This window comes from Streptomyces sp. SAI-135, assembly GCF_029893805.1.
Taxonomy (GTDB): domain Bacteria; phylum Actinomycetota; class Actinomycetes; order Streptomycetales; family Streptomycetaceae; genus Streptomyces.
Window position 1 is genome coordinate 6,480,598 of record NZ_JARXYP010000002.1, and the last position, 17,521, is coordinate 6,498,118.

The 17,521-nt window shown below is 71.2% G+C and carries 16 protein-coding genes; 12 read left to right on the top strand and 4 right to left on the bottom strand.

Translation table 11 applies throughout. The features are described from left to right. Positions 1-83 precede the first annotated feature (83 nt). The gene (locus tag M2163_RS33960) at positions 84-461 is read right to left on the bottom strand and encodes a hypothetical protein (RefSeq protein ID WP_280895859.1); all 378 of its coding nucleotides are present in this window, start codon (positions 459-461) and stop codon (positions 84-86) included. A gap of 52 nt (positions 462-513) precedes the next feature. Next, on the bottom strand, positions 514-1,485 hold the full coding sequence (locus M2163_RS33965; protein WP_280849090.1) for an LLM class flavin-dependent oxidoreductase: 972 nt from the start codon (positions 1,483-1,485) through the stop codon (positions 514-516). A gap of 159 nt (positions 1,486-1,644) precedes the next feature. On the opposite strand from M2163_RS33965, the gene ftsY reads away from it, so the two are divergent. Beyond that, a complete protein-coding gene (gene ftsY / locus M2163_RS33970) occupies positions 1,645-2,841 on the top strand; it encodes a signal recognition particle-docking protein FtsY (protein WP_280849089.1) in 1,197 nt (398 codons plus the stop codon). 108 nt (positions 2,842-2,949) lie between these two features. Here ftsY and M2163_RS33975 read toward each other — a convergent pair whose 3' ends face one another. Continuing rightward, positions 2,950-3,606 (bottom strand): bifunctional DNA primase/polymerase, encoded by a 657-nt coding sequence (locus M2163_RS33975; RefSeq protein WP_280895860.1) that lies wholly within the window; start codon positions 3,604-3,606, stop codon positions 2,950-2,952. A gap of 433 nt (positions 3,607-4,039) precedes the next feature. Here M2163_RS33975 and M2163_RS33980 point away from each other — a divergent pair, with 433 nt between their 5' ends. The 5 genes from M2163_RS33980 to ffh all read left to right on the top strand — a co-directional run bounded on the left by M2163_RS33980 (position 4,040) and on the right by ffh (position 11,630). Continuing rightward, complete coding sequence (locus M2163_RS33980; RefSeq protein WP_280895861.1) at positions 4,040-5,545, top strand: hypothetical protein; 1,506 nt, start codon at positions 4,040-4,042, stop codon at positions 5,543-5,545. Positions 5,546-5,858: 313 nt separating this feature from the next. Further along, on the top strand, positions 5,859-7,190 hold the full coding sequence (locus tag M2163_RS33985; RefSeq protein ID WP_280849087.1) for an ammonium transporter: 1,332 nt from the start codon (positions 5,859-5,861) through the stop codon (positions 7,188-7,190). Next, positions 7,187-7,525 (top strand): P-II family nitrogen regulator, encoded by a 339-nt coding sequence (locus tag M2163_RS33990; protein ID WP_003997576.1) that lies wholly within the window; start codon positions 7,187-7,189, stop codon positions 7,523-7,525. The genes M2163_RS33985 and M2163_RS33990 overlap by 4 nt, the downstream gene beginning before the upstream one ends. A gap of 25 nt (positions 7,526-7,550) precedes the next feature. Then, positions 7,551-9,998, top strand: a complete 2,448-nt coding sequence (locus M2163_RS33995; RefSeq protein ID WP_280849086.1) for a [protein-PII] uridylyltransferase — start codon at positions 7,551-7,553, stop codon at positions 9,996-9,998. A gap of 84 nt (positions 9,999-10,082) precedes the next feature. Further along, complete coding sequence (gene ffh / locus M2163_RS34000) at positions 10,083-11,630, top strand: signal recognition particle protein (protein ID WP_280849085.1); 1,548 nt, start codon at positions 10,083-10,085, stop codon at positions 11,628-11,630. 72 nt (positions 11,631-11,702) lie between these two features. On the opposite strand, the gene M2163_RS34005 is transcribed toward ffh, so the two are convergent. After that, positions 11,703-12,560, bottom strand: a complete 858-nt coding sequence (locus M2163_RS34005) for an SAM-dependent methyltransferase (RefSeq protein ID WP_280849084.1) — start codon at positions 12,558-12,560, stop codon at positions 11,703-11,705. A 200-nt stretch (positions 12,561-12,760) separates the two neighbouring features. On the opposite strand from M2163_RS34005, the gene proS reads away from it, so the two are divergent. The 6 genes from proS (at position 12,761) to trmD (ending at position 17,435) form a co-directional block, all read left to right on the top strand. Further along, positions 12,761-14,176, top strand: a complete 1,416-nt coding sequence (gene proS / locus M2163_RS34010) for a proline--tRNA ligase (protein WP_280895862.1) — start codon at positions 12,761-12,763, stop codon at positions 14,174-14,176. Between the two features lie 261 nt (positions 14,177-14,437). After that, the gene (locus tag M2163_RS34015; RefSeq protein WP_020138752.1) at positions 14,438-15,040 is read left to right on the top strand and encodes a hypothetical protein; all 603 of its coding nucleotides are present in this window, start codon (positions 14,438-14,440) and stop codon (positions 15,038-15,040) included. A 252-nt stretch (positions 15,041-15,292) separates the two neighbouring features. After that, entirely contained in the window at positions 15,293-15,712 is a 420-nt protein-coding gene (rpsP, locus tag M2163_RS34020) for a 30S ribosomal protein S16 (RefSeq protein WP_037708517.1), read from the top strand. 2 nt (positions 15,713-15,714) lie between these two features. Further along, positions 15,715-15,954, top strand: coding sequence for an RNA-binding protein (locus tag M2163_RS34025; RefSeq protein WP_003973401.1), 240 nt, complete (start codon positions 15,715-15,717; stop codon positions 15,952-15,954). Positions 15,955-16,055: 101 nt separating this feature from the next. Then, entirely contained in the window at positions 16,056-16,598 is a 543-nt protein-coding gene (gene rimM / locus M2163_RS34030; RefSeq protein ID WP_280849082.1) for a ribosome maturation factor RimM, read from the top strand. A gap of 3 nt (positions 16,599-16,601) precedes the next feature. Continuing rightward, positions 16,602-17,435: a tRNA (guanosine(37)-N1)-methyltransferase TrmD gene (trmD, locus tag M2163_RS34035; RefSeq protein WP_280849081.1), complete on the top strand. Its 834-nt coding sequence runs from the start codon at positions 16,602-16,604 to the stop codon at positions 17,433-17,435. The last annotated feature ends 86 nt before the right edge of the window (positions 17,436-17,521 follow it).

Below are 17,521 nucleotides of genomic sequence, written 5' to 3' on the forward strand. Positions count from 1 at the left end.
CACCCCGCCGCCCCTCTCCCCGAACCGTCCGCCGCCCCCGGTCAGGCAACCGCCTGGACCGGGGGCGGCGGCGTCGTACCCGGTCACCAGATGAGGACGCCGCCGCCGATCTCCTCGGCCTTGCGGATGCTGTCCTCGATGATCCGCAGCCGGGTCTCGATCTGGTGCCGGTGCTCCTCGACGGTCCGGGGCCGCTGCGTGCCGTGGGCGACCTCGTCGAGCCGGGAGCGCACCAGTGCCACCTCGCGCCGGAGCGCCGGCACGTCCTCGGCCTCGACATAGAGGTCGTCCTCGGCCAGCACGGGCAGGAAGCGCGCGCCGAGCGCACGCACGAACTCCGAGCCCCACACCGTCGTACGCCAGGACTCGAAGCCGCCGGACTGGTACACGCCCTCGGGGACGTCAAGGATGCGCAGCCCGCCGTCCGGCTCGCGGACGAACACTTCCACCAACAAGCTCATGGGCCCAGTGGAGCATCGCCGGGCGCGCGCCTACCACCGGATATCGCCGGGTTCAGCCGCCCAGTGCCGGGATCACCCGCTCCGCGAACAGCCGCAGACTCCGCCAGCCCTCCTCCACCGGCATCCCGCCCGCCAGCGGATGCAGGACGAGGTTGTCGAGGCCCAGCTCCACGCACTGGTCCGGGGTGAGGATCCGGTACACGCCCTCCTCGCGCAGCTCGTCCACCGAGGTGGCCGCCGAACGGACCGCCGAGCGGATGTCCCCGGACTGCCAGGAGGCGTACGTCTGTGCCTCGTGCAGGAAGTGGCCGCCGTACGCCGCCCAGGTGCGGTCCGGGTCCTCGGCGATGTGCAGCAGCGGTGTCTCGGCCGTCGGCATCATGGTCCAGCCCTCGGTGCCGTACTCCACCAGCCGCTCCTTGTAGTACGCCTCCAGCTCCGGCAGATGCGCGCTGGGGAAGAAGGGCAGGCCCAGGCGGGCGGCCCGGCGGGCGGCGGCCTTGGAGGAGCCGCCGACCAGGAGGAGGGGGTGCGGGTCGGTGAGCGGGCGCGGGGTGATCCGTACCGTGCGACCGCGGTACTCGAACTCCTCGCCGGTCCAGGCCTTGAGGAGGGTCTCCAGGAGCTCGTCCTGGATCCTGCCCCGGCGCCTCCACTCCACGTCGAACAGGGCGTACTCCTCGGGGCGGTACCCGATCCCGGCGACCGTCACCAGCCGCCCGCCGCTCAGCAGATCCAGTACGGCGATCTCCTCGGCCAGGCGGAGCGGGTCGTGCAGCGGGCCGATCACGGCGGAGACCGTGACCGCGATCCTGCGCGTCGCGCCGAACACCGCGCCCGCGAAGGCGAACGGCGAGGGCAGCCAGTTGTTGTCGACGCCGTGGTGCTCCTCGGTCTGCACGGTGGTGATGCCGTGCTCGTCGGCGTACGCGGCCATGTCCAGGGCGGCCCGGTAGCGGGCGCTGAGGGAGGCGGGTGTCGCGCCGGGCTCGACGAGGTTGAAACGGACGACCGTGACGGGCATGGGGGGTCCCCCTTCACCGGGCAGGCGGGTGGTGGCGGGGACGGTAGCTGACGCCGCGTCAGATTTCCATGGGGTGGCACGCACGGGCGGGCAAGATGCCCGACGTGGGCGCGGCGGCGCGGTCGCTCCCGGGAGGGCGGGATGGATACTGGACGGGTTATGGAAACCGTCATCCTTGCTGTAGTCATCGCCGTGGTCGTGCTCGGTGTGCTCGGCGGGCTCGTCGTCGGCAGCCGGCGCAAGAAGCCGCTGCCCCCGCCGCCCCCCGCCGCCCCCGACATCACCGCCCCTCCGGCCGAGCCGCACGTCGGCGACGAGGCCGAGACGCCGCGCGACGAAGCGCGCCGGACCATTGAGGAGGTGGATCTCCCGGACGGCTCCGCGCCGCCCGTCACCGAAGAGCTCCCGGCGGCGGCCGGGATCGAGATCCCGGAGCCCACCGCCGGACGCCTGGTCCGGCTGCGCACCCGGCTCTCCCGCTCGCAGAACGCGCTCGGCAAGGGGCTGCTCACGCTCCTGTCGCGCGAGCACCTCGACGACGACACCTGGGAGGAGATCGAGGACATCCTCCTCACCGCCGACGTCGGCGTGGCCCCCACCCAGGAGCTGGTCGACGGGCTGCGTGAGCGGGTGAAGGTGCTCGGCACCCGGACCCCCGACGAACTGCGCGGACTGCTCCGCGAGGAGCTGCTCAAGCTGGTCGGCACCGAGGTCGACCGCACGGTGCGCACCGAGCCGGAGGACCGCAAGCCCGGCATCGTGATGGTCGTCGGGGTCAACGGCACCGGCAAGACCACCACCACCGGCAAGCTCGCACGCGTGCTCGTCGCCGACGGGCGGACCGTCGTGCTCGGCGCCGCCGACACCTTCCGGGCCGCCGCCGCCGACCAGCTCCAGACCTGGGGCGAGCGGGTGGGCGCCCACACCGTGCGCGGGCCGGAGGCCGGCGACCCCGCCTCCGTCGCCTTCGACGCGGTGAAGGAGGGCAAGGAGATGGGGGTCGACGTGGTCCTCATCGACACCGCGGGGCGCCTGCACACCAAGACCGGCCTCATGGACGAGCTCGGCAAGGTCAAGCGGGTCGTCGAGAAGCACGCCCCGCTCGACGAGGTGCTGCTGGTGCTGGACGCCACGACGGGACAGAACGGCCTGGTGCAGGCCCGCGTCTTCGCCGAGGTCGTCGACATCACCGGCATCGTCCTGACCAAGCTGGACGGCACGGCCAAGGGCGGCATCGTGGTCGCGGTCCAGCGCGAGCTGGGCGTACCGGTCAAGCTGATCGGCCTCGGCGAGGGCGCGGACGATCTGGCGCCGTTCGAGCCGGAGGCGTTCGTGGATGCCCTCATCGGCGACTGAGACGCCGTTGTCGGCGACCGTCCTGCCGTCGCGCGAGGCGCACGCCGCGGAACGAAGAAGCGCCCGCCCCCCAGGTGCAGTGGGGAGCGGGCGCTTCGCTGTGTACGGCTATGCGCGCGACCGGTGTGCCACGTAGGCCAGCGTCCCCAGCAGCAGACGGGCCGCCGGCGGCCTGCTCGCCGTGTCCAGCGAGGGCGGCCGCAGCCACTGGACGGGTCCCAGGCCGCCGCGGTCCGACGGGGGAGCCGTGATGTACGTGCCGGGGCCGAGGCCCCGCAGGTCCAGGGAGGTCGGGTCGTCCCAGCCCATGCGGTAGAGGAGTTCGGGCAGGTCGGCCGCGGCGCCGGGGGCGACGAAGAACTGGGCGCGGCCCTCGGGGGTCGCCGTCACCGGGCCCAGGGGCAGGCCCATGCGCTCCAGGCGGACCAGGGCGCGCCGCCCGGCCGGCTCGGCGACCTCGACGACGTCGAAGGCGCGGCCGACCGGCAGCATCACGGAGGCACCGGGGAACTCGGACCACGCCTTGGTCACGTCGTCGAGCGTGGCACCGGCCGGGACCGGGGGCGCGAAGCCGAGGGGGTGGGCGCCGGGGTGAGGGCAGTCCGCGCGGCCGCAGGAGCAGGCGCCGACCGAGGCGCGCGCTCCCGGCACGACGTCCCAGCCCCAGAGTCCGGTGAACTCGGCGACGGCGGTGCACTCCGAGGAGCGGCCGCGCCTGCGCGTACCGGAACGAATCTCCCGAATGCCGCCGATCGTGAAGCCCATGCCCCCTCCAACGGGTCCAGCGCGCCGGTGGTTACGAGGCGGACGCGTCCGGTCACTCTCCGTTGCCCCTTCCGGGCGACGGTGGCGCCTGGAAGTGCTCAGGGTGGTGTGCCGGGGCATGCGCGCCCCCGAGTGCACCGCTCCGCCCATCCCGCTCGGTCTATGTCAAGTGAATCGTGTGGAGGCGACCGTGAGTTCATTCGAAGGGGTGGCGAATGGTGGCGTTTCCGGGATCGCCATGGCTGGACGCGTGATCGTAGGATTACTTTGAGTGCACGAGTCCTGGGGGCACATGCACTTGTGGGTATGCCGGAGGCAAGTCGGTTCCCCGTTCGAAGGCTGACAACCGCCGGACGAACGGCCGTATTTACCGGCATTCTGATAAGGCTTGGCGCACTCGGCGACAAGTGGTCTCAGGGATGGGGGCGTTCCAGTGGGCGGCAACAGCGGAAGCGGGACGGGCACCGGAAGCGCCGCGCAGAGCTTCTCCCAGTCCGACAAGCGCCCCAACGAGCTGCTCACCTCCTGGTTCGTGCGCAGCGGCTGGTCGAAGGGCGAGCTCGCTCGCCAGGTCAACCGCAGGGCCCGGCAGTTGGGGGCCAACCACATCTCCACCGACACCTCGCGGGTGCGCCGCTGGCTGGACGGCGAGAACCCCCGCGAACCGATCCCCAGGATCCTGTCCGAGCTGTTCTCCGAGCGGTTCGGATGCGTCGTCTCCGTCGAGGACCTCGGACTGCGCGCCGCCCGCCAGTCGCCGTCCACGACCGGGGTCGACCTGCCCTGGACGGGTCCGCAGACCGTGGCCCTGCTCAGCGAGTTCTCGCGCAGCGACCTCATGCTGGCGCGGCGCGGCTTCCTCGGGACCTCGCTGGGCCTGTCCGCGGGCCCGTCCCTCATCGAGCCCATGCAGCGCTGGCTGGTCCCCGGCCCCGCCGCCACCCCGCACCGGGAGCCCGACCCGGCCGCCTCCCGTCGCGTCGGCCGGCTCTCCAAGCCGGAGCTCGACCTCCTCGAGTCGACGACGGTGATGTTCCGCCAGTGGGACGCCCAGTGCGGCGGCGGCCTGCGCCGCAAGGCGGTCGTCGGCCAGCTGCACGAGGTGACGGACCTCCTCCAGGAGCCCCAGCCCGAGACCACCACCCGCAAGCTGTTCAAGGTCGCCGCCGAACTGGCCGAGCTCGCGGGCTGGATGTCGTACGACGTGGGGCTCCAGCCCACCGCCCAGAAGTACTTCGTCCTCGCCCTGCACGCCGCCAAGGAGGCCGGCGACAAGCCGCTCGGCTCGTACGTCCTGTCCAGCATGAGCCGCCAGATGATCCACCTCGGCCGGCCCGAGGACGCCCTGGAGCTGATCCACCTCGCGCAGTACGGCAGCCGGGACTGCGCGAGTCCGCGCACCCAGTCGATGCTGTATGCGATGGAGGCCCGCGCGTACGCCAACATGGGGCAGCCCGGCAAGTGCAAGCGGGCGGTCCGGATGGCCGAGGACACCTTCGCCGAGGCCGACGAATGGGACGAGCCGGACCCCGACTGGATCCGCTTCTTCTCCGAGGCCGAGCTGTACGGCGAGAACTCCCACTCCTACCGCGACCTGGCGTACGTCGCCGGCCGCAGCCCGACCTACGCCTCGCTGGCCGAACCCCTCATGCAGCGGGCGGTGCAGCTCTTCTCCGACGACGGCGAGCACCAGCGGTCGTACGCACTCAATCTCGTCGGCATGGCCACCGTGCACCTGCTGCGGCGCGAGCCCGAACAGAGCACCGTACTGGTGGAACAGGCCATGCAGATCGCCAAGAAGGTCCGCTCCGAGCGTGTGAACACTCGTATTCGAAAGACGGTCGACACGGCCGTACGCGATTTCGGTGATCTTGCCGAGGTCGTGGATCTCACCGACAAGCTCGCCGTGGAACTCCCGGAGACCGCGGAAGCCGTCTGAATCCCCTGAACCCCGGCCGCGGCCGGCCCTCCCGAACTGCCCGACTCGGCTCCCCCATGCCAGGTCATCGGAAGGCCGACCGCGGCCGGTTTCTTTCCTTCTACGAAGGTTGCGCCACGATAACGATCGACGTGGCCCAAATCTGCCAGTTCATCGACGCGTAACACACCAGGTGTCTTCGTCACGGCGGCGAAACAACGAGGGGCTTCCACCGAAACCGCGCTGCGCCAATCTCATGGCGCATAACCGGCCCACCCCTCAATCCGCTCTGGCTTCGCCCGCACGGGGCCGTACCTACGACGAGGAGACGCCGATGGCACCAGCCATCACGCTCGCCGCAGACAAGCTGTCTGTGGCCAACACAGGCTTCATGTTGATCTGTTCCGCCCTGGTGCTGATCATGACGCCCGGTCTCGCCTTCTTCTACGGAGGCATGGTCCGGGTCAAGAGCACCCTCAACATGCTGATGATGAGCTTCATCAGCATGGGTATCGTCACCATCCTGTGGGTGGTCTACGGCTTCTCCCTGGCGTTCGGTACGGACCACGGCTCGCTCATCGGCTGGGAATCCGACTTCTTCGGATGGACCGGTATCGACAAGGGCGACATCTGGTCCGGGTACACGATCCCGGTTCTCGCCTTCGCCGTCTTCCAGATGATGTTCGCGATCATCACGCCGGCCCTGATAAGCGGTGCGATCGCCGACCGCGTGAAGTTCTCCGCCTGGGCGCTCTTCGTCGCGCTGTGGGCGACGGTCGTGTACTTCCCGGTCGCCCACTGGGTATGGGGCACCGGCGGCTGGGCCTTCGAGCTCGGTGTGATCGACTTCGCCGGTGGTACCGCGGTCCACATCAACGCCGGTGCCGCGGCGCTCGGCGTGATCCTGGTCATCGGCAAGCGCGTCGGCTTCAAGAAGGACCCGATGCGCCCGCACAGCCTGCCGCTGGTCATGCTCGGCGCCGGTCTGCTGTGGTTCGGCTGGTTCGGCTTCAACGCCGGCTCGTGGCTCGGCAACGACGACGGCGTCGGCTCCCTGATGTTCGTCAACACGCAGATCGCCACCGCGGCCGCGATGCTCGCCTGGCTCATCTACGAGAAGATCCGCCACGGCGCGTTCACCACGCTGGGCGCCGCCTCCGGCGCGGTCGCCGGTCTGGTCGCCATCACCCCCTCCGGTGGTGCGGTCACCCCGATCGGCGCGATCTGCGTCGGCGCCATCGCCGGTGTCGCCTGCGCCGCGGCCGTCGGCCTGAAGTACCGGTTCAACTACGACGACTCCCTGGACGTCGTCGGCGTCCACATGGTCGGCGGTGTCGTCGGCTCCCTGCTGATCGGCTTCTTCGCCAGCGGCACGGGCCAGTCCGACGTCAAGGGCCTCTTCTACGGCGGTAACGCGGACCAGCTCTGGAAGCAGTGCGCCGGTGTCTTCGCGGTCCTCGCCTACTCCCTGGTCGCCTCCGCGATCCTCGCCTTCCTGCTCGACAAGACGATCGGCATGCGGGTCGAGGAGGACGAGGAGATCTCGGGCATCGACCAGGCCGAGCACGCCGAGACCGCATACGACTTCAGCGGTGCCGGTGGCGGCGCCGCCCGGACCTCCGTCGCGGCCCCCGTCGCCGACGCGGGCAAGAAGGTGGACGCATGAAGCTCATCACCGCCGTCGTCAAGCCGCACCGGCTCGACGAGATCAAGGAAGCCCTCCAGGCCTTCGGAGTCCACGGCCTGACGGTCACCGAGGCGAGCGGTTACGGTCGTCAGCGGGGCCACACAGAGGTCTACCGCGGTGCCGAGTACACCGTGGACCTGGTCCCGAAGATCCGCATCGAGGTCCTCGCCGAGGACGACGACGCCGAGCAGCTGATCGACGTCATCGTCAAGGCGGCCCGTACCGGCAAGATCGGTGACGGCAAGGTCTGGTCCCTGCCGGTCGAGACGGCCGTACGGGTCCGGACGGGCGAGCGCGGCCCGGACGCGCTCTGACCGAGAACAGAACAGGAGCTGCTGGGTGACGAGCACGAACGTGCGCAAGGATGCAGAGGACTCGGGACCCAGCGGCTATGCGGCGGCCCGGCTGCGCCTCCTCCAGGAGGGGGCGCGGTCCGGGCCGCCGCGCCGTTCCGCCCTCGCCGAACTGACGGACGACTGGCTCTCGGGACTGTTCACCGCGGGCGCCGAGAAGCTGCGCGGGGTCTCCCTGATCGCCGTCGGCGGCTACGGCCGCGCCGAGCTGTCACCCCGCAGCGACCTCGACCTGGTCCTGCTGCACGACGGCAGCGACTCGGACGCGGTCGCCGCTCTGGCCGACCGCATCTGGTACCCCGTGTGGGACCTCGGCCTCGCCCTCGACCACTCCGTGCGGACCCCCGCCGAGGCCCGCAAGACGGCCGCGGAGGATCTGAAGGTCCAGCTCGGCCTCCTGGACGCCCGTCACCTCGCCGGTGATCTGGGACTGACGGCGGGTCTGCGCACGGCCGTCCTCGCCGACTGGCGCAACCAGGCGCCCAAGCGTCTCCCCGAGCTCCAGGAGCTGTGCGCCGAACGCGCCGAGCGCCAGGGCGAGCTGCAGTACCTCCTCGAACCCGACCTCAAGGAGGCCCGCGGCGGACTCCGGGACGCCACCGCCCTGCGGGCCGTCGCCGCCTCCTGGCTGGCCGACGCCCCGCGCGAGGGCCTCGACGACGCCCGGCGCCGGCTGCTCGACGTCCGGGACGCGCTGCACCTGGCCACGGGCCGCGCGACCGACCGGCTCGCGCTCCAGGAGCAGGACCAGGTCGCCGCCGAACTGGGACTCCTGGACGCCGACACCCTGCTGCGGCAGGTCTACGAGGCTGCCCGGGTCATCTCCTACGCCAGTGACGTCACCTGGCGCGAGGTGGGGCGCGTGCTCAGGTCGCGTGCCGTGCGGCCGCGCCTGCGCGCCATGCTCGGGGGCGGCAAACAGGTCGCCGAGAGGTCGCCCCTGGCGGAGGGCGTTGTCGAGCAGGACGGCGAGGTGGTGCTCGCCCGGGCCGCGCGCCCCGACCGGGACCCCGTGCTCCCGCTGCGCGCCGCGGCCGCCGCCGCACAGGCCGGACTCCCGCTCTCCCTGCACGCCGTGCGGCGCATGGCGGCCGGAGTGCGCCCGCTGCCCACGCCCTGGCCCGCCGAGGCCCGCGAACAGCTCGTCACCCTGCTCGGTTCCGGTCAGCCCACCATCGACGTCTGGGAGGCGCTGGAGGCCGAGGGACTGATCACCCGGATGCTGCCCGACTGGGAGCGGGTCCGCTGCCGCCCCCAGCGCAACGCCGTGCACATCTGGACCGTCGACCGGCACCTGATCGAGACGGCCGTGCGCGCCTCGGAGTTCACCCGGCGCGTCCACCGCCCCGACCTGCTGCTCGTCGCCGCGCTGCTGCACGACATCGGCAAGGGCTGGCCCGGCGACCACTCGGTGGCCGGCGAGATCATCGCCCGCGATGTGGCCGCGAGGATCGGCTTCGACCGCGACGACGTGGCCGTCCTCGCGACCCTCGTACGGCACCACCTGCTGCTCGTGGACACCGCGACCCGGCGTGACCTGGAGGACCCGGCCACCGTGCGCTCGGTCGCCGAGGCGGTCGGGTCGCAGGGCACCCTGGAGCTGCTGCACGCGCTGACCGAGGCCGACGCCCTGGCCACCGGGCCGGCCGCCTGGTCGTCCTGGCGGGGCTCGCTCGTCGCCGACCTGGTCAAGCGGGTGGCCGCGGTGCTCGCCGGGGACGCCCCCGACGAACCGGAGGCCGCCGCGCCCACCGCCGAGCAGGAGCGGCTCGCCATCGAGGCGGTCGCGACCGGCGGCCCGGTGCTGTCCCTGCGCGCCCAGACCGAGCCGCCCGTGGACGCCCAGCCCTCGGGCGACCCGGAACCGCTCGGCGTGGAGCTCGTGATCGCCGTACCGGACCAGCCGGGTGTGCTGCCCGCGGTCGCCGGAGTGCTGGCCGTGCACCGGCTGACCGTGCGCACCGCGGAACTGAGCGCCCAGGACCTGCCCGACGGCGTCGACGGCTCCGTGCTCCTGCTGAACTGGCGGGTCGCCGCCCAGTACGGCTCGCTGCCCCAGGCGGCCCGGCTGCGCGCCGACCTCGTACGGGTCCTGGACGGCTCGCTGGACGTCGCCGGGCGCCTCGCCGAGCGGGACGCCGCCTATCCGCGGCGCCGGGGTGTCGTCGCGCCCCCCGCGCGCGTGACGGTCGCCCCGGCCGCCTCCCGGCACGCCACGGTGATCGAGGTGCGCGCCCAGGACGCCCCCGGGCTGCTGTTCCGGATCGGACGCGCGCTGGAGGACGCCGGGGTGCGGATGCGCAGCGCGCACGTGTCGACGCTGGGCGCCAACGCGGTGGACGCCTTCTACGTCACCGACGGCAAGGGCGCCCCGCTCGGGGCCGGTGAAGCGGCGGCCGTGGCCCGGAAGCTGGAGGAGACCCTGCGGGCCTGACCGGGGGATCCCGGCCACGTGTGTCGCCGGGATACCCTGGAGGGCGATTCCCAGCTGCCACCGACCCCGAGGACCGCGAGCGCCGTGTTCGATACTCTTTCCGATCGCCTCTCAGCGACTTTCAAGAACCTGCGCGGCAAGGGACGGCTCTCCGAGGCGGACATCGACGCCACCGCGCGCGAGATCCGGATCGCGCTCCTCGAGGCGGACGTGGCCCTGCCGGTCGTCCGGTCGTTCATCAAGAACGTCAAGGAGCGCGCCCTCGGTGCCGACGTCTCCCGGGCGCTGAACCCCGCCCAGCAGGTCCTGAAGATCGTGAACGAGGAGCTCGTCACGATCCTCGGCGGCGAGACCCGGCGCCTCAGGTTCGCCAAGAACCCGCCCACCGTGATCATGCTGGCGGGTCTCCAGGGTGCCGGTAAGACGACCCTCGCGGGCAAGCTCGGCCGGTGGCTGAAGGAGCAGGGCCACTCGCCGCTGCTCGTCGCCGCCGACCTCCAGCGCCCCAACGCCGTCAACCAGCTCAGCGTGGTCGCCGAGCGCGCCGGGGTCGCGGTCTACGCCCCGGAGCCGGGCAACGGCGTCGGTGACCCGGTCAAGGTCGCCAAGGACTCCATCGAGCACGCCAAGGCGAAGGTCCACGACATCGTGATCGTGGACACCGCGGGCCGTCTCGGTATCGACCAGGAGCTGATGCAGCAGGCCGCGGACATCCGCGACGCCGTCAGCCCCGACGAGATCCTCTTCGTCGTCGACGCGATGATCGGTCAGGACGCGGTCAACACCGCCGAGGCCTTCCGTGACGGCGTCGGCTTCGACGGCGTGGTGCTCTCCAAGCTCGACGGCGACGCCCGCGGTGGCGCGGCCCTGTCGATCCGGCAGATCACCGGCAAGCCGATCATGTTCGCCTCCAACGGCGAGAAGCTGGAGGACTTCGACGCCTTCCACCCCGACCGGATGGCCTCCCGCATCCTCGACATGGGTGACCTGCTCACCCTGATCGAGCAGGCGGAGAAGACGTTCAGTCAGGAAGAGGCCGAGAAGATGGCCTCCAAGCTGGCGTCCAAGAAGGGCCAGGACTTCACCCTGGACGACTTCCTGGCCCAGATGGAGCAGGTCCGCAAGATGGGCAGCATCTCCAAGCTGCTCGGCATGCTCCCGGGCATGGGCCAGATCAAGGACCAGATCAACAACCTGGACGAGCGGGACGTCGACCGCACCGCCGCCATCATCAAGTCGATGACCCCGGCCGAGCGCCAGGAACCGACCATCATCAACGGCTCGCGCCGCGCCCGTATCGCCAAGGGTTCCGGTGTCGAGGTCAGCGCGGTCAAGAACCTCGTCGAGCGCTTCTTCGAGGCCCGCAAGATGATGTCCCGCATGGCCCAGGGAGGCGGGATGCCGGGCATGCCCGGGATGCCGGGCATGGGCGGCGGTCCCGGCCGCGCCAGGAAGCAGCCCAAGAAGGCCAAGGGCAAGCAGCGCTCCGGCAACCCGATGAAGCGCAAGCAGCAGGAGCAGGAGGAGGCCGCCCGCAGGGCCGCCCAGGCCGGCAGCGCCTTCGGGGTGCCCGGCCAGCAGGCCCCGCAGGACTTCGAGCTGCCGGACGAGTTCAAGAAGTTCATGGGCTGATTCGTCGGCCGTGCCGCCGGGGGCGCTCCTCTTCGCAGGGGCGCCCCCTGCGGTGTGCAAGGGGGGCGACAGCTACGGCGTGCGCGCGATCAGGTACCGGAACACGTTCGGCATCCACACGGTGCCGTCCCGGCGCTGATGCGGATGGAGCGCCTCCGTCACTTCCTTGTCCACCTGGGCCCGGTCGGTCGCCGTGATCGCCGCGTCGAACAGTCCCGTCGACAGCAGCCCCTTGAGCGCGCTGTCGAGGTCGGCGTAGCCGAAGGGGCAGGAGACCCGTCCCGAGCCGTCGGGCCTGAGGCCGGCCCGCTGGGCGACCTCCTCCAGGTCGTCGCGCAGGGCCGGGCGCCACCTGCCCGTGCCGCGCAGCGGATCCGCCAGCTTGGTGGCCACCCGCAGCACGGACGACGTGGCACACCGCTCCGGCGGACCCCAGCCGACGAGCACCACGGGCGCCCCCCGGGCGGCGAGCGGTGTCGCCGAGGCCAGCAGCTCACCGAGCCCTTCCCCGTCGCCCGCGAGACACCCGATCGGCTCGAAGGCGGTGACGAGGGTGTACGGGGCGGTCCGGGCCTCGGAGGTGTCCCCGGGCGCTGCCTCGACCAGCCTGGCGCCGGCACGCGCGCGCGTGCCCCACGCCTCCGGCTGCAGCCGCTCCCGCGCGAGCGCCAGCCGCTCGGGGGAGGACGGTTCGACACCGGCGACCGCGGCGCCTCTGGAGGCGGCCATCAGCAGGGCGAGCCCGCTGCCGCAGCCAAGCCCCAACAGCCGCGTCGCAGGGCCCACTTCCAGTCGCTCGTAGACGGCCTCGTACAGCGGAACCAGCATCCGCTCCTGGATCTCGGACCAGTCACGCGCGCGTGCACCGAGGTCCGCACGGGACGCCCCTCTCGTCGAGGCCAGGTGCTGCCGCACGAGCGTAGGTGTCATGGATAAGCGCCCCAATCCGCCGAGAGTTGACTCTGTGCCCGATTCCGTAGCCCCCGTGACGTGCGCTTGCAGTTCCCCCGTATGCCAGGTAACTCCGCACTCGACCGCTCGTCCAGAGGCAGAAGGGCCCCGCTTGCCGGTTGGCATGTGCCGGGGAAAAGAATTCACATCCCGGCAATGTGCGCCCGTAACATCGCGCCATGGCAAAGGCACCTGTTCTCACACCCCGGGCGGACGACTTCCCGCGCTGGTACCAGGATCTGGTCACCAAGGCAGAACTGGCCGACAACGGCCCGGTGCGCGGCACCATGGTCATCCGACCGTACGGGTACGGGCTGTGGGAGCGGATGCAGGCCGAGATGGACGCCCGGATCAAGGCCACGGGCACGCAGAACGCGTACTTCCCGCTGCTGATCCCGCAGTCGTACCTCACCCGTGAGGCCGACCACGTCGAGGGCTTCGCGCCCGAGCTTGCCGTGGTCACCCACGGCGGCGGCAAGGAGCTGGAGGAGCCCGCGGTCGTCCGCCCCACCTCCGAGATGATCATCAACGACTACTTCTCGAAGTGGGTGCAGAGCTACCGCGACCTGCCCCTGCTGATCAACCAGTGGGCGAACGTGGTCCGCTGGGAGCTGCGGCCCCGGCTCTTCCTGCGCACGTCGGAGTTCCTGTGGCAGGAGGGCCACACCGCGCACGCGACCGAGGAGGACGCGCGCGCGTTCGCCTCGCACATCCACCGGCAGGTCTACGAGGACTTCATGACGAACGTCCTCGCGATGGACGTCGTCCCCGGCCGCAAGACCGTCAAGGAGCGTTTCGCCGGCGCCATCAACACCCTCACCCTCGAAGGGATGATGGGCGACGGCAAGGCACTCCAGATGGCCACCAGCCATGAGCTGGGCCAGAACTTCGCCAAAGCCTTCAACACCTCCTACCTGTCGAAGGACGGCACCCAGGAACTCGTCTGGCAGACCTCCTGGGGCTCCACCACCCGCATGATCGGCGCCCTGGTGATGATGCACGGCGACGACCACGGTCTGCGCGTCCCGCCGCGGCTCGCGCAGACCCAGGTCGTCGTGCTGGCCATCAAGGGGGACGAACCGGTTCTGGCCAAGGTCCGCGAGGTCGGCGACCGGCTGAGGGCCGCGGGACTGCGGGTCCACGTCGACGACCGCACCGACACCCCCTTCGGCCGCCGCGCGGTCGACTGGGAGCTCAAGGGCGTGCCGGTCCGCGTCGAGATCGGGCCCCGTGACCTGGAGAGCGGCACCGCGATGGTGGCCCGCCGCATCCCCGGGGGCAAGGAGGCGGTCGCCGTCGACGATCTCGTACGACTGCTCCCGGCCGTCCTGGAGGAGGACCAGGCGCTGCTGCTGACGCAGTCCCGGGAGCGCCGCGAGTCCCGTACCGCCGAGGTGTCGACGTTCGACGAGGCGGTCGAGGCCGCCCTGGCCGGCGGCTGGGCGCGGATCCCGTGGGCCGTGCTCGGGGCGGAAGGCGAGGCCAGGCTGGCCGAGCACGGGGTGACCGTACGGTGTCTGATCGCGGAGGACGGGTCGGTGCCGGGAACCGACGACGCCCCCGGTAACGTCGCAGTGGTCGCGCGCGCTTACTGAGACAGCGCCCTTCCGCTGCGAGAGCGACCGAAACGCCTCTTGCGCACCTGCGGATCACAACCGCACCGGCGCGTGGACACGATCTACGCGCCGGGGCGTACCTCACACTACGCACCAGCTTGTGACGAGCTGTGAGGCTTCTCCGCAGATCAGCGCACCCGCCCTCGTCTCCACGCATCAGCGGCAACTGACGGGTACGTGCAAATTATTTGGGATGCCCCGGAATAGGAACACAGCGGCACTCTGGCTCGTTGTCATTACGTGAGCACGACACAGACACCACCTGTTCTCGCCGCAGAGCTGGCAGAGGCGTGGGCCGACATTCAGCGGTACCACCCCGAGCTGCCGGACCTTGCCGCGCCAGAGTCCCTGATCGGGGAGTCGTCGTCCGCGTGCGGTCACGAGCTCTCCTTCGAGCGACTGCTTCACGAGGCAGTCCACGGCATCGCCGCCGCGCGAGGCATCCGCGACACCTCCCGCGCCGGCCGCTACCACAACCGCAGATTCCTCGCGATCGCCGAGGAGATGGGCCTGGACCACCCCGAGGAGCCGCACCCGAGCAGCGGTTTCTCCCTGGTCACGCTCACCCCCGAGGCGAAGCGCCGCTACCGCCCGACCATCGAGCGGCTCCAGCGCGCCCTCAAGGCCCACACGGCGGCGACCTCCGCCGACACCGCCCGCTCCTTCCGGGGACCGGCGGCACGCCACGGCTCCTCCGGGGGCGGGGTGCGGGTCAAGGCGGTCTGCGACTGCGGCCGCAACGTGAGGGTCGTCCCCTCCGTCCTGGCCCAGGCGCCCATCGTCTGCGGGGGCTGCGGGAAGCCCTTCCGCATTCCCGAGATCGTGGGGGCCGCGGCGAGCTGAGACCCGGCTGCTCGTGGCAGCCGCGGTCCTGCCCGGGGGCACCCGGAGTGCCGGGTGCCCCTCAGGCATGCTCGTGCGCGGCCTCGGTCGGAGCGGAGCCGCGGGGTGTGGCACAATGGCTAGCTGTACTCGACAGCCGCACAGGAACCCTCTCGCCTCCGGCTGACGCGTCCATCGGGCACTCGGGTACCGCAACCCCACGCGGCATTCTCGCCGTGCCCAACCACGTCAAATCCAGGAGAACCCACTCCCGTGGCAGTCAAGATCAAGCTGAAGCGTCTGGGCAAGATCCGTTCGCCTCACTACCGCATCGTCGTCGCCGACTCCCGCACCCGTCGTGACGGCCGTGCGATCGAGGAGATCGGTCTGTACCACCCGGTGCAGAACCCCTCGCGCATCGAGGTCGACTCGGAGCGCGCGCAGTACTGGCTGGGTGTCGGCGCGCAGCCGACCGAGCCCGTGCTCGCCATCCTGAAGAAGACCGGCGACTGGCAGAAGTTCAAGGGCGAGCCCGCCCCGGCTCCGCTGCTCCAGCCGGCCGAGAAGGCCGCGCGTCCCTCGTTCGAGGCCCTCGGTGGCGACGACGAGGGCAAGGGTGAGGCCATCACCCAGAAGAAGAAGGCCGAGAAGAAGGACGAGGCCGCGGCTGAGTCCGAGTCGACCGAGGCCTGAGCATGCTCGAGGAGGCTCTCGAGCACCTCGTGAAGGGCATCGTCGACAACCCTGACGATGTGCAGGTCGCCTCGCGCAACCTGCGCCGCGGGCGGGTGCTGGAGGTCCGGGTCCACCCCGACGACCTCGGCAAGGTGATCGGCCGCAACGGCCGCACCGCACGCGCCCTGCGGACCGTCGTGGGCGCCATCGGCGGCCGCGGTGTCCGCGTCGACCTCGTCGACGTCGACCACGTCCGCTGACGTCAAACGCAGCACCGGCTCGGGCCGGGGAGGGCCATCGGGCCGTCCCCGGCCCGTAGTCGTTACGGTCCCTCGGGTCCCAGGACAGGAGATCTTCGCAAGTGCAGCTCGTAGTCGCACGGATCGGCCGCGCCCACGGCATCAAGGGCGAGGTCACCGTCGAGGTCCGTACCGACGAGCCGGAACTCCGGCTCGCCCCCGGCGCCGTACTGGCGACCGACCCGGCCGCCACCGGCCCGCTCACCATCGAGACGGGCCGCGTCCACAGCGGCCGCCTCCTGCTGCGCTTCGAGGGCGTCCGCGACCGGACCGCCGCCGAGGCGCTGCGCAACACCCTCCTGATCGCCGAGGTCGACCCCGACGAACTGCCGGAGGAGGAGGACGAGTACTACGACCACCAGCTCATGGACCTCGACGTCGTCACCGAGGACGGCACGCAGGTCGGCCGGATCACCGAGATCTCGCACCTGCCCTCCCAGGACCTCTTCATCGTGGAGCGGCCCGACGGCAGCGAGGTGATGATCCCGTTCGTGCAGGAGATCGTCACGGAGATCGACCTGGAGGAGCAGCGGGCGGTCATCGATCCGCCGCCCGGGCTGATCGACGACCAGGCCGAGATCGCGTCCTCGCGGGAAGAGTCGTAGAAGATGCGCCTCGACGTCGTCACGATCTTCCCCGCGTACCTCGAACCCCTGAACGTCTCCCTGGTCGGCAAGGCCCGCGCGCGCGGGCAGCTGAACGTGCACGTCCACGACCTGCGGGAGTGGACCCACGACCGCCACAACACCGTCGACGACACCCCGTACGGCGGTGGCCCGGGCATGGTCATGAAGACCGATCCGTGGGGGGACGCGCTGGACTCCGTGCTGGCGGACGGCTACGAGGCGGGCTCGCACTCGCCCGCGCTCGTCGTCCCCACCCCGAGCGGCCGCCCCTTCACCCAGGAACTCGCCGTGGAACTCTCCGAGTCCCCCTGGCTGATCTTCACGCCGGCCCGCTACGAGGGCATCGACCGGCGGGTCGTGGACGAGTACGCCACCAGAATGCCGGTCCACGAGGTGTCCATCGGCGACTACGTCCTCGCCGGCGGCGAGGCGGCCGTGCTGGTGGTCACCGAGGCGGTGGCCCGGCTGCTGCCCGGCGTCCTCGGCAACGCCGAGTCGCATCGCGACGACTCCTTCGCGCCCGGCGCGATGGCGAACCTGCTCGAAGGCCCCGTCTACACCAAGCCGCCCGAGTGGCGCGGCCGTGGCATCCCGGACGTCCTGCTCAGCGGCCACCACGGCAAGATCGCCCGCTGGCGCCGTGACGAGGCGCTCAGGCGTACCGCCGCCAACCGGCCCGACCTCATCGAGCGCTGCGACCCCAAGGCCTTCGACAAGAAGGACCGGGAGATGCTCTCCATCCTGGGCTGGGCACCGGACCCGGCGGGGGAGCCGTACGGCCGATTTTGGCGCAGGCCGGAAGGCGTGGAAGAATAAGTCGCTGTTGTGCGTCGTCCGGCGTGCGCCCCTGCCACAGGGGGACACGACGCCCGCCCCGACACGGACAGCCTCCTCACGAACAC